The following is a 13,174-nucleotide window of genomic DNA, read 5'->3' as shown; positions in this document are numbered from 1 at the left end:
TTACAGTCTAAAAAACGGATTGAAGTTTTTTTCATGTCCAACGCTGGTATTTTGACCATGACCAGGATGGACAGTGTAGTGGTTTGGCAGGGTGAAAATGTGTTCTCTAATACCCGCAATCAAGTCATCAAAGTTGCTGGTTGGTAGGTCTGTACGTCCAATCGTTTCACGGAATAGAGCATCTCCTGTGACAACAGCTTCCGCTTCTGGAAAGATAAAGGATACGCCACCGATGGAGTGACCTGGTGTTGGCACAACCTTGAAATGAAAACCGTCAAACTGGTAATCTTCTTGGTATTGGAAGATGTTTTCAGCTGGTCGGCAAACTACATTTTCCATATCATCGTGACGAGGTAGGCCAGACAGGTTCATCTCAGGTGTAAATAGCCAGTCGGCCTCGCTTTCAGCCACATAGACAGGTGGAAAATCGTAGGTTTCACGTAGGATGTCCAAGCTCATAATATGGTCATAGTGAGTGTGAGTCAGGAGAATAGCCGCAATCGGTTTTCCTGTTTTTTCAATAGTAGCTTGGATTTTAGCCCAGTCGCTTCCTGGGTCGACGACAAGTAGGTGGCTATCATTTTCAATATAGTAGGTATTTTGAAAGGCAACAGGATTGACAGATTTGTGGATAATCATGGTAGTTCTCCTCACAGAAACGGTTTTTATATAAGTAGTCTAACAAAAAAATCCAGTGACTTCATGGATTTTGTTTGAGGCTTTTTCCTGACGGTCGATTGTGCTATAATGAACAGTATGAAAGACAGAAGAATAAGCAATCGGTATGCCGTTGTCGATTTGGAAGCAACAGGTACAGGTGCCGATGCAAAAATCATTCAAATCGGGATTGTTCTGGTTGAAAATGGAGAAATTATTGACAGCTATGCGACGGACATCAATCCCTACGAGCTACTGGATGACCATATTAAAAATCTGACGGGAATCACAGACCAGCAGTTGGAACAGGCTCCTGATTTTGGTCAGGTGGCTGGAACAATTTATGACATGATTGGAGATGCTATTTTTGTAGCCCATAATGTCAAATTTGATGCCAATCTCTTGGCAGAAGCTCTTTTCTTTGAAGGTTATGAACTGCTGACGCCGCGCGTGGATACGGTGGAATTGGCACAATTATTTTTCCCGACATTTGATAAATACAGTCTGGGCAATCTAGCAGAGCATTTGGACTTGGGTCTGGACCAGGCCCACACGGCTATTTCAGATGCTCTGGCAACGGCTCGACTTCTTATCAAAATTCAAGAGAAAGTCAAGAGTTTGCCTCGAACTGTAGTTGATAAAATTCTTGATTTGGCGGATAATCTGCTCTTTGAATCCCGTCTGGTCATTGATGAACTGCAGCCTTACCTGTCCGAAAGGATTTCGACCAGTTTAGAAAGTGTTCACGGCTTGGTTTTGAGAAAGCCAGTCAAAGCCCAGCCAGCCTATCATCTGTCAGAAGATTTTGCGACCAATATTGCCCTTCTAGGTCTTCACGAACGCAAAAAACAAACGGCCTTTGCTCAAGTGGTTGAAAAACGACTGGCTGATGTAGAACAAGTGCATTTTATTCAGGCTCAGGCAGGCTTGGGCAAGACCTACGGTTATCTGCTGCCCTTGCTTGCCAGGTCAGAAAAGCCTCTCTTGGTGACGGTGCCAACCAAGCTCCTTCAAGAGCAGATTATGGAAAATGAGGGGGACAAGCTGAGAGAGATTTTCCATATTTCCATGGCTTCCCTCAAGTCGCCCAAGCATTTTATCAAATTGGATAGTTTTTGGAAGACCTTGCAGCGACAAGATGACAACCGCTTGGTCAATCAATTTAAAATGCAGGTCCTTGTCTGGCTGACAGAAACTCGAACAGGTGATTTGGATGAGCTCAAGCAGAAACAACGCTACCAAGCCTACTTTGATGAGATTGCCCATGATGGAAACTTGGAGCCTACCAGTCTTTTCTGGGGTTGGGATTTTTGGCAAGGATTGAACCAGCAAGCCTTATCCAGCAGGTTGCTCATCACCAACCACGCCTATTTCCTCAGTCATCTCAAGGACCAAGATCCCCTGATGGATAATCGCTTGGTGGTCATTGATGAGGCCCAGAAATTCCTCCTGGCTGCCGAAAATCTGGCGACGGATTCTCAGGAACTTACAGCTCTATTACAAATATTGCAGAGTAAAAAAGATAGGGCTGATAAGGTTTTAGACCAACGCCTCTATGAGTCCTGTCAATTTGAGCTCAACCACCTCTTGAATCGTTTTCGCCAGTATGGTCAAAGAGAAATCGCAAACGAAGACTTAGGTCAACTCAAGCAGAATTTGGCTGAATTACAGGACATTGACCTGCAGGACCTGGATCAACTCCTGGACTATTATGACAGTTTTTGGCTGGAAGAAAAGTATCTTGATGACAAACAGATTGCTTATTTGAGGGGCTCCAAGGACAGCCTTTTGAATGGGGCCAACTACCTGCCAGACACCAAAATATTCTGCATTAGTGCTACCTTGACCATCAGCAAGAAGGTCAGTCTGGCCGACCTACTGGGCTTTGAGCAGGTCACCATAGACTTACTTCCCACACAAGCAGTGACCAACCAGCAACTACTTTTTCCGACTAATCTCCCTGATATCCTCGCTTGGACCAAGGAAGAGCACGCTGCCTATTTGGTGCATTCTTTAGGGAAAATAGCAGAGCTGGGCCGACCGATTTTGGTCTTGTTTACCTCGATTTCTCTGCTCTTGCAGGTGTCGGATTTACTAGAAGACAATACCATTCCTCACCTAGCCCAACACAAGCATGGCCAGGAAATGACCCTCAAACGCAAATTTGAACGCGGGGAAAGCCAAATGTTACTAGGAACAGGAGTATTCTGGGAGGGAGTTGACTTTGCCAGCCAGGACCAATTGATTCAGGTTATTACACGCTTGCCATTCGACAATCCTAAAGACCGTTTTGTCCAGAAAATCAATCACCATCTGCGTGAAGAAGGCAAGAATCCTTTTTACGATTACAGCCTGCCTATGATGATGATTAAGTTAAAACAAGCCATCGGACGTACCAATCGGCATGACCAACAAGATTCTGTGGTCTTAGTATTGGATCCTCGTGTGCATACCAAGCGTTATGGTCAGCAAATTCTATCCTTTTTTGAGGAAGTATATACTGTTTTGAAACCAACAGAGGTAGAAATACTAAAAACGGTAGAAGATTTTTTTGAATAAGTTGAAAGGGAGCCACAAGGCTTCCTTTTGTTTCCAGCGTTTTTTTAATGCTACTCATGATTAGGAATCTATTCCCTCTCTCCTTGCCGAATAACAGTGATTTTCTTTATACCTAAAATATGGTATAATTTTCCAAATATTAGTTTTTGTGAGAAGAGATTATGACAGAAAAAACGATTGTATTTAAGGTAGGAACCAGCTCTCTGACCCAAGAAAATGGCAGTTTGGATCGCATCAAGATTGCTCGGATTACCAATCAGCTAGCTCAGTTGCACCAGAAGGGTTACCAGATTGTGTTGGTGACTTCGGGGTCCATTGCTGCTGGTTTTCGGAGATTGGGATTTGACAAGCGACCGACCAAGATTGCGGAGAAACAGGCTTCTGCGGCCGTTGGTCAGGGCTTACTGATTGAGGAATACACGCAGAACCTGATGAAAGACGGCATCGTATCGGCTCAGATTTTGCTGACCCAGGATGATTTTGCGGATGCCAGACGCTATCAGAATGCCTCTCAGGCCTTGCAGGTCTTGCTCAAGCAACGGGCTATTCCCATTATCAATGAAAATGATACCATTGCCATTGAGGAGATTAAGGTGGGGGATAACGATACCTTGTCTGCCCAGGTGGCTTCCCTCCTGAAAGCGGATCTCTTGGTGCTTTTGACAGATGTGGATGGCCTTTACACGGCCAATCCTAACAGCGATCCCAACGCCAAACATTTGCCAGAGATTAAGGAAATTACGGAAGACTTATTTGCCATGGCAGCAGGAGCTGGCTCGTCCAACGGAACAGGAGGCATGACGACCAAACTGCAGGCGGCGCAGATTGCGACCAAGTCAGGTGTACCAGTCTTTATCTGCTCTTCAAAAGAGGATACGGCACTTTTACAAGCGGTCACTCAAGCCAACCGTGGCACCCTCTTTTTAGCTGATGACCATGCCATGAACCAACGCAAGCAGTGGATGGCCTTCTATGCTCGGACAGATGCAGCAGTTGAGGTGGATGCTGGTGCAGTTGATGCCATGTTACACCGGGGCCGCAGTTTGTTAGCTGCTGGCGTCAAAGCCCTTGAAGGCGACTTTGAAGTAGGACAGGTCGTGGAAGTTTACAGTCAAGCAGACCATCGTTTGATTGGTAAAGGGCGGGTCAAACTCTCATCCCGGGACTTGCAGGACCAGTTGGCAAATAGCAGAGCGGAAGGCGTGTTTATTCACCGCAACGATTGGGTTAGCCTATAGGAGAAAGTTATGACAACAACACAAGCATTATTAGACAGTTTATTGGCCCACAAGGCTTCAATCAACCTAGCGATAACAGAACAGAAAAACCAAGCCCTATCAGCCATGGCAGACCAGTTGGTTGCCCAGACTGAGGCAATCCTAGCAGGCAACGCCATTGACATGGAACATGCCCAAGGCAAGATTAGCCAAGTCATGCAAGACAGATTGCTACTGACAACAGAGCGAATTGAAGCCATGGCAGATGGCATTCGTGCCTTGATTGACTTGCCAGATCCTGTCGGATTAGTCTTGGAAGAATCTACTCGGGCAGACGGCTTGAACATTTGCAAGAAATCAATCCCCTTTGGCTTGGTGGGAATGATTTATGAAAGTCGTCCAAATGTGACCTCAGATGCTGCTGCCTTGGCCATCAAGAGTGGCAATGCGGTCATCTTGCGTGGAGGAAAGGAAGCCTTTCATTCAGCTCAAGCTATTGTCACAGCCCTCAAAGCTGGTTTAGAAGGAGTTGGCCTATCACCTAAGGTCATCGAACTAGTCCAAGATACCAGCCGTGTCTCTGCGACGGAATTGATGACCGCCAAAGGCAAGATTGACCTCTTGGTGCCTCGTGGTGGAGCAGGTTTGATTCAAGCTATTGTTGAAAATGCAACAGTTCCTGTTATCGAAACAGGTACTGGTATCTGCCATGTCTATGTAGACAAGGATGCGGATTTGGACAAGGCTCTGCAGATTGTGGTCAACGCCAAAACCAGTCGTCCCTCAGTCTGCAATGCAGCGGAAGTCTTGTTGGTCCATGAAGAAATTGCCAGCCAATTCCTACCTCGCTTGGCGGAAGCGCTGGCTGGTCAGGTGGAATTACGTGCTGACAGTCAGGCACAGGCTCTTCTCAACCAATCTACACCGGCAGGCGAACAAGATTTTGATACTGAATTTCTGGACTTTATCTTGGCGGTCAAGGTCGTTTCAAGTGTAGAAGAGGCTATCAGCCACATCGCTCAACACTCGACAGGACACAGCGAGGCTATCGTGACGGAAAACAGCCAAACGGCAGATCGTTTCACGCTTTATGTCGATTCAGCAGCAGTCTATGTCAATGCCTCGACTCGCTTCACAGACGGTGGTGAGTTCGGTCTGGGCTGTGAGCTGGGTATTTCCACCCAGAAGATGCATGCCCGTGGTCCAATGGGACTGCGTGAGATGACCACCTACAAGTACATCATCACAGGCGACGGCCACATTCGTTAGGAGGATAAGATGAAGATTGGATTTATCGGACTGGGCAATATGGGATCAGCATTGGCTCATGCAGTCAGCCAGCTGCCAGATACCCAGCTCCTCCTCAGCAACCACAATCCAGCAAAAGCCCAGGCCCTACAAGTCCAGTTGGGCGGTCAGCTCTTGTCTAATGGGGAAATAGCAGAGCAGGCCGAGATTATTTTCCTTGGGGTCAAGCCTCACCTGATTCAGTCAGTCTTGTCAGGTTTACAGGACCAGATTAGCCAAAATCCGTCTGCCATTTGGATTTCCATGGCAGCGGGAGTGACCATTGAAAACCTGGCAGAATATGTGTCGGCTGATAAACTCATTCGTATCATGCCCAACACACCAGTCGCTATCGGCCAAGGCATGACAACCTATAGCTTGGTCAATCAAGAGCTCGCTCCGCTATTGGAACAAATCCTAGAAAAATCAGGCAAGGTCCAGCAGGTGCCAGAGAGCCTAATCGACGCAGCGACGGCTATCGCAGGCTGCGGACCAGCCTTTGTCTATCAGATGATAGAGGCTCTGACCGATGCCGGTGTGCAGAACGGGCTGACAGCTCAAGATGCCAAGGTTTTGGCGGCTCAGACCCTGGCCGGAACTGCCCAGATGGTCTTGACAAGTGACAAGCACCCAGCCCAGCTCCGACAGGAAGTAACATCACCTGGTGGCTCGACTATTGCAGGTGTTGTTGCTCTTGAAAAAGAAGGCTTCCGTTATGCCATTATCAAGGCAGTCACCGCCGCCCTTAAGAAGACGAGAAAATTGGGTAAAAAATAGATTTGTTTAAGAAAATTATTGGTTGCAAGGTATTTTTCAGTCCTAAGACCGATGGAAACGGTTGGCAGTTGAGATATACTATAGTCAATCCTAAATATTTTTCAACATCTCCTTAAAAACTTGGCTATTTTAGTCAAGTTTTTTTACGTTTGAGAGTAAGAAAAAAACGAGACATTAATCTCGTTTGGTCTTGTCTTTGATCCATTGACTGACATTGGAAAAGGTTTTGCTTTGCTCTGCCTTGCGTTTTTGCTCCTGGACAAACTCTGCAAAACTCTGCTTGACGCCATCTTTTTGAACCTTGTCCTGCAAGTCTTGCCATTTCTTCTTAAGGTTGCTAGAAGTCCGTTCGTAGTAGGTTTCCAAAATCTCTTCTTTGGACTTGTAATTGCGGTAGAAGGCATTGCGTGACACACCAGCCTTTCTGACCAACTCGGATACCGAAATCTGTTTGATGTCCTTTTTTTCTAGGAGAAATAGCAGAGCTGTTTCGATGGATTCTTTGGTCAGTTGATTGGTTTCTTTATTGGATTGATAGAGATTTTTTAAAGAAGTTGGTGAAATCTTACGTTCTGCCATAGCTTTCCTTTCCTGACTGTTACATCTGAAAGAAAATGCTTTCAGAAGGACTAGTTTAATGATATAATTGTAAGGAAATAGTCTGCTATTGTCAAATAAAAAAGTAATACTAGAAATGAGTAGAACATGAAAAAATGGAAAATCGTTGCAGATTCAGGCTGTGATTATCGTCAGTTAAATAACCTTGCCCCTGATACAGAATTTGTCAGTGTGCCCTTGACCATTCAGATTGGTGCAGACACCTTTGTTGACCAGGCTGACTTGGATATTGACAAGATGATGGAGGTGATGTACGCCTCTTCTGAAGCAGCTAGTTCTGCCTGTCCAAGTCCACAGGCCTATCAGACAGCATTTGAGGGAGCGGAAAATGTTGTTGTTATAACCTTGACAGGTGGTTTGTCAGGTAGTTTCAATGCTGCCCGTGTGGCGCGTGATATGTTTGTCGAGGAACATCCTGAAGTCAATATCCATCTCATTGATAGCCTATCAGCTGGCGGAGAAATGGATCTCATTGTTGACGAAATCAACCGTCTGATTGCTACTGGATTGGAGTTTGATGAGCTTGTACAAGCCATCACCGCCTACCAAGAAAATAGTAAATTGCTCTTTGTCCTTGCCAAGGTTGATAATTTGGTGAAAAATGGTCGCCTCAGCAAACTTGTTGGAACAGTCGTTGGATTACTGAATATCCGAATGGTTGGTGAAGCAAGTAGCGAAGGCAAGTTGGAATTGCTTCAAAAGGCGCGTGGTCATAAGAAATCTGTCATAGCTGCTTTTGAGGAAATGAAGAAAGCAGGCTACAATGGAGGCCGTATCGTCATGGCTCATCGTAATAACGCCAAGTTTTTCCAACAGTTTTCAGAACTTGTAAAAGCAAGCTTCCCGAATGCTGTTGTTGATCAAGTTGCAACATCTGGACTCTGTAGCTTCTACGCTGAAGAAGGTGGACTCTTGATGGGATATGAAGTTAGCCGTTAATATACCAAAAAAAGGTCTGTGAGATTATTTGTCACAGACTTTTTTTGCAACTATAGTTTTGAAAATAGATAAGTTATTTTCAAATTCAGTATTGTTGGGCATTTGGATGAAGTCATAGATTTTTCCTTCAAAGTACAAACAACCAGGAAATTGTTTCGCCAAGTTTGGAGCTGCAAGTGGTTTAGATAATTGAAAGGTCACATGTCCCTTTGAAATTTGATAGGGTATGTTTGGAGCTAAGTCCACTAGCAGCCCCTTCATGGTTGACCATTGTTCGTGATGAATCTGGTGGAGATGATGGGTATTTCTAGCAAACATTCCACTATCTATATAGAGTGACAGTGCCTTCTGCATGATGAGATTCGTATCATAGTCAATTAAACCCTTATGTTTTATAAAAGCAGCCTTTAATTGCTGGGGTAGGCTAATGGCACCAATTCGCAGGGCGGGAAAGAGTGTCGGAGTAAAAGATTTGATATAGATGACACGATTATCTGTATCAAAATAGTGAAGAGGTAGACTCCGACTAGAATCAAAATCTGCCAAATAATCATCTTCAACGATAAAAACATTGTATTTTTTTGCTAAATTGACAATAGACTGCTTGGTATCCATAGTATAAGTCGAACCTAGAGGGTTATGTAGACGTGGAATCGTATAGAAGAACTTAATGCGTCCAGTTTGAAAAATTTCTTCCAGTCTGACAAGGTCAATCCCATTAAAATCGCGTTCAATAATTTGATATGGGATATTTTGGTGTTGAATCAAATCGACCATCCGTGAATAGGTCGGATTTTCTAGTAAGATTTCTGTCTTTTCAGACCCGAAATCCATCTGTGTCAAAATATAGAGAGCCTGTTGGCTACCAGCTGTAATCACTAGCTGGTCTTTTTTTGTGTAGACATGATAGTTTAACAACAGTTGTTGTACAGAAGAGAGCAATTCAGCCAAGCCTTCTTGTTGGTGGTAGTAATTAAACAGATAATTCTCACGACCAATTAAACTTTCATGAAGACAGATGCGAAAGTCTTCATAGGGCAATTCTTGAAAATCTTCCGGATTCAATTCGACATTCTGATTTTTGGATTCTTGATCCTCTAGAACATAGTAGCCACTTTTCTCAACGGAGTATATCTTATTTTGATGTTTCAACTCAAGCAGAGCCTTTTGAACAGTATCTTTGCTACAATTATATTTCAGGATAAGTTTGCGGATAGATGGAAGTTTTTGACCTCGTTTATAGTCATTCTTTTCAATTGCTTTTAAAATATCATGAATGATGACTTGATACTTATTCATATCAACTGTCCCCCTACAGATGTTGTGCTTATAGTATAATCAATTAATCTATTAAAAACAAGCTTTCGAATTAGGGTTTTAAAAGATTGTTTGAGGGTTAATATGATATAATGAAAGAATGAGAATAATTATTCCAAATGCGAAAGAATTGAACACTCAAATAAATAGCCACCCCTTCCAAACACTGGCTGCAAGTAGTCAAAAAGTTCTAGATCTTATTGGAGAAAAATCACCTGACGATTTGGCTAATTTATATAAAGTCTCAACGGATAAGGCTCAGTTGGAATGGGATCGTTGGCAGAGAATCAAGTTAGGGCAAGCAAAAACCTACCCTGCCTGGCAAATGTATGATGGTTTGATGTACAGATACATGGATCGTCGTGATTTGTCCAAAGTACAGGAAGATTACTTGCGAAATCATGTTCGATTAGCAACAGCTTTGTATGGTTTAGTTAACCCTTTTGAGAGTATTTCTCCTCATCGTTTGGATTTTCAAATAAGTTTAAAAATTGGTCAAGAGTCTTTGAAACAATACTGGCGACCATTTTTTGACTCTGAAGTTGAAGATGAGTCTTTTATCTTATCGCTCGCTTCTTCAGAGTTTGAACACGTTTTTTCACCTGCTATCCAATCGCGGTTGACAAGAGTAATATTTAAGGAAGAAAAAAACGGTCAATTGAAAGTTCATTCAACCATATCTAAAAAAGGGCGCGGTCGGATGCTTTCTTGGATGGTTAAAAATGACGTGACAAAACGGGAGACATTGAAGGAATTTAACCTTGATGGTTTCCAATTTGATCACAACAGTTCAGAAGATAATCTCCTTGTATTTATCAAGAAATATTGAATTTTTGTGAAATAATGTGCAAAATATCGTTTTCAAAAGAGAATTCTTACTAGTGACTGCAATATTTATGTGGTATAATAGGAGAGTTACAACTATTAGGAAGGTTATTTATGAAAAATCGAAGTGGACGTAGAAAATCTTCGCGATTAAAGATTGTAAATTACGCTCTATGGATACTATATGTCGTAGTCCTTGGATTGACTTTGTTTACCATGTATCGATTTAATATCTTAAACTTCAGATATTTAAATCATATTCTAACAGTTCTATCAATCGGGATTGTATTTATTACAGCTTGGCTGATAGGAAGAAAGAAGGCGCGTGTCTTAACAACTGTTATACTGGTATTATCGTTAATCGTAGCTTCACTAGGTGCCTATGGTATGAACGAAGTCGTTAAGTTTTCGAGCCGTTTGAACTCGAATTCCGTATTTACAGAGTATGAGATGAGCGTCATCGTGCCAGCCAACAGTGAAATTACTGACATCAGTCAACTATCTTCTGTCGTAGCACCGTCAGATTATGATCAGGATAATATAACTGCCTTGCTGGATGATATCGCTAAGATGAAGTCTGTTCAATTGACTATCAGTCCGTCTAGTTCATATTTGACAGCCTACCAATCATTAATCAATGGTGAGAGCCAAGCGATGGTATTGAATGGAGTCTTTACCAATATCTTAGAAAGTGAAGATCCAGAATTTTCATCAAAAGTAAGAAAACTTTATAGCTTTAAAATCACTAAAGCTGTTGAAACAGCAGTCGGACAAGCGAGCGGAGATAGTTTCAATATTTACATTAGTGGGATTGATACATATGGTCCGATTTCATCTGTTTCACGCTCGGATGTCAATATTATAATGACAGTCAATCGTGCTACCCATAAAATCTTGTTGACAACTACGCCACGGGATTCCTATGTTGCTATTGCAGATGGTGGACAAAATCAATATGACAAGTTAACACATGCTGGTATCTACGGTGTAAATGCATCTGTCCATACCTTAGAAAATCTCTATGGGATTGACATTAGCAATTATGTGCGGCTGAATTTCACTTCCTTCCTTCAATTAATCGACTTGGTGGGTGGAATTGATGTTTATAACGACCAAGAATTTACAAGTTTACATGGGAATTACCATTTCCCTGTTGGACAAGTTCATTTAAACTCAGACCAAGCATTAGGCTTCGTTCGAGAGCGCTACTCTTTAACAGGGGGTGACAATGACCGTGGTAAAAACCAGGAAAAAGTGATTGCTGCCTTGATTAAAAAGATGAGTGCGCCAGAGAATCTAAAAAATTACCAGGCAATCCTATCTGGATTGGAAGGCTCAATTCAAACAGATTTGAGCTTGGAAACGATTATGAGTTTAGTGAATACCCAACTAGAATCAGGTACACAATTTACAGTCGAATCACAAGCATTGACAGGTACCGGTCGCAATGATTTACCGTCGTATGCTATGCCAGGTTCGCAACTTTATATGATGGAAATCAACCAGACGAGCCTAACACAGGTAACAACAGCTATTCAATCAGTATTGGATGGAAAATAATAAAGGAGAGATTATGAATAATCAAGAAACAAATACAATCGAAATTGATGTGTTATCACTTTTAAAAACCTTATGGAGCAAGAAATTTCTTATTATCATCACGGCTCTTTTTGGAGCAGGGATTGCTTTTGTCTATAGTAGTTTTTTAGTAACCCCTCAATTTGACTCCACTACACGGATTTATGTAGTCAGTCAAAATGTTGAGGCAGGAGCTGGTTTGACAAACCAAGAACTTCAGGCTGGGACTTACCTCGTTAAAGACTATAAAGAAATCATTCTATCACAAGATGTGTTATCACGAGTAAAAACAGAGTTAGGATTGACAGAGGACATATCAAATAAAATATCTGTCAGCATCCCCGTTGATACTCGTATCGTTTCTATCACAGTTCGTGATGCTGACCCAAATGAGTCAGCTCAGATTGCAAATAGCTTGCGAACAGTGGCTGCACAGAAAATCATCGAAGTTACTAAGGTGAGCGATGTGACGACACTAGAAGAAGCTGTTCCTGCGGAACAACCATCTACCCCTAATACCAAACGGAATATTGCAATTGGTATTTTGGCTGGTGGTATGTTAGCAGTTGGTCTAGTATTAATCGTCGAAGTATTAGATGATCGTGTGAAGCGACCACAAGACATTGAAGAAGTATTGGGTATGACCTTGTTAGGTGTTGTACCAGATTCTAAGAAATTGAAATAGGAGTGAACTATGGCAACTTTAGAAATTGCGCGTACCAAGAAAGAATTAGTCAATAAAACGGAAGAGTACTTTAATGCCATTCGAACGAATATCCAATTGAGTGGTTCAGACATCAAGGTTGTTGGTATTACTTCAGTCCAATCTAATGAAGGAAAGAGTACTACAGCGGCGAGCTTGGCGATGGCTTATGCACGTACAGGTTACAAGACTGTCCTAGTCGATTCAGATATTCGAAACTCAGTGATGTCAGGATTCTTTAAACCAACAACAAAGATTACCGGTTTGACAGACTACTTATCAGGCACAACGGATCTTTCACAGGGACTCTGTGATACGGATATTCCAAATCTGACAGTTATTGAATCTGGTAAAGTCTCACCAAACCCTACAGCCCTATTACAAAGTAAAAATTTTGAAAATCTTTTAGCAACCCTACGTCGTTACTATGATTATGTGATTGTAGACTGTCCACCGCTTGGAATGGTAATTGATGCGGCTATTATTGCTCAAAAGTGTGATGCCATGGTTGCAGTAGTTGAGGCTGGAACGGTCAAACGCTCGGCTGTTAAAAAAGTAAAAGAACAGTTGGAACAAACTGGAACACCATTTTTAGGTATTATCTTAAACAAATACGACATTACTACTGAAAAATATGGTGATTATGGGAACTACGGAAACTATGGGAACTACGGGAAAAAAGCTTAGTTTATTATAG

General features: G+C 42.5%; 11 protein-coding genes and 1 pseudogene. 9 read left to right on the top strand and 3 right to left on the bottom strand.

Annotated elements, in window-relative coordinates:
* Positions 1-639 (bottom strand): MBL fold metallo-hydrolase, encoded by a 639-nt coding sequence (locus ACEE44_RS02030; RefSeq protein ID WP_449171079.1) that lies wholly within the window; start codon positions 637-639, stop codon positions 1-3.
* Between the two features lie 108 nt (positions 640-747).
* On the opposite strand from ACEE44_RS02030, the gene ACEE44_RS02025 reads away from it, so the two are divergent.
* The 4 genes from ACEE44_RS02025 (at position 748) to proC (ending at position 6,497) form a co-directional block, all read left to right on the top strand.
* The gene (locus tag ACEE44_RS02025) at positions 748-3,216 is read left to right on the top strand and encodes a bifunctional DnaQ family exonuclease/ATP-dependent helicase (RefSeq protein ID WP_449171078.1); all 2,469 of its coding nucleotides are present in this window, start codon (positions 748-750) and stop codon (positions 3,214-3,216) included.
* A gap of 161 nt (positions 3,217-3,377) precedes the next feature.
* Positions 3,378-4,454 carry a glutamate 5-kinase gene (gene proB / locus ACEE44_RS02020; RefSeq protein ID WP_449171077.1) on the top strand — a complete coding sequence of 359 codons (1,077 nt, stop codon included), beginning with the start codon at positions 3,378-3,380 and terminating at the stop codon, positions 4,452-4,454.
* Positions 4,455-4,463: 9 nt separating this feature from the next.
* Entirely contained in the window at positions 4,464-5,702 is a 1,239-nt protein-coding gene (locus tag ACEE44_RS02015; RefSeq protein WP_449171076.1) for a glutamate-5-semialdehyde dehydrogenase, read from the top strand.
* Positions 5,703-5,711: 9 nt separating this feature from the next.
* Entirely contained in the window at positions 5,712-6,497 is a 786-nt protein-coding gene (proC, locus tag ACEE44_RS02010; RefSeq protein ID WP_449171075.1) for a pyrroline-5-carboxylate reductase, read from the top strand.
* Positions 6,498-6,818: 321 nt separating this feature from the next.
* Here proC and ACEE44_RS02005 read toward each other — a convergent pair.
* Positions 6,819-7,076: pseudogene (locus tag ACEE44_RS02005) on the bottom strand (TetR/AcrR family transcriptional regulator); the annotation flags it as partial.
* Between the two features lie 126 nt (positions 7,077-7,202).
* On the opposite strand from ACEE44_RS02005, the gene ACEE44_RS02000 reads away from it, so the two are divergent.
* Positions 7,203-8,054 (top strand): DegV family protein, encoded by an 852-nt coding sequence (locus ACEE44_RS02000; protein WP_449171074.1) that lies wholly within the window; start codon positions 7,203-7,205, stop codon positions 8,052-8,054.
* 24 nt (positions 8,055-8,078) lie between these two features.
* Here the strand turns inward: ACEE44_RS02000 and ACEE44_RS01995 are convergent, their stop codons facing one another.
* Positions 8,079-9,353: an aminotransferase-like domain-containing protein gene (locus ACEE44_RS01995; RefSeq protein ID WP_449171073.1), complete on the bottom strand. Its 1,275-nt coding sequence runs from the start codon at positions 9,351-9,353 to the stop codon at positions 8,079-8,081.
* A gap of 118 nt (positions 9,354-9,471) precedes the next feature.
* Between ACEE44_RS01995 and yaaA the strand changes: the two genes are divergently transcribed.
* From yaaA to ACEE44_RS01975, 4 genes are all read left to right on the top strand, one after another.
* On the top strand, positions 9,472-10,200 hold the full coding sequence (gene yaaA / locus ACEE44_RS01990) for a peroxide stress protein YaaA (protein ID WP_172097243.1): 729 nt from the start codon (positions 9,472-9,474) through the stop codon (positions 10,198-10,200).
* A 110-nt stretch (positions 10,201-10,310) separates the two neighbouring features.
* Positions 10,311-11,756: an LCP family glycopolymer transferase CpsA gene (gene cpsA, locus ACEE44_RS01985; protein ID WP_449171072.1), complete on the top strand. Its 1,446-nt coding sequence runs from the start codon at positions 10,311-10,313 to the stop codon at positions 11,754-11,756.
* Positions 11,757-11,769: 13 nt separating this feature from the next.
* The gene (locus ACEE44_RS01980) at positions 11,770-12,459 is read left to right on the top strand and encodes a YveK family protein (RefSeq protein WP_449171071.1); all 690 of its coding nucleotides are present in this window, start codon (positions 11,770-11,772) and stop codon (positions 12,457-12,459) included.
* 9 nt (positions 12,460-12,468) lie between these two features.
* Complete coding sequence (locus ACEE44_RS01975) at positions 12,469-13,164, top strand: tyrosine-protein kinase (protein ID WP_449171070.1); 696 nt, start codon at positions 12,469-12,471, stop codon at positions 13,162-13,164.
* Positions 13,165-13,174: the final 10 nt, after the last annotated feature.

The sequence above is a fragment of the Streptococcus sp. 32226D021BW genome, from assembly GCF_053545015.1.
This window is presented reverse-complemented; position numbering and strand designations above follow the sequence as displayed.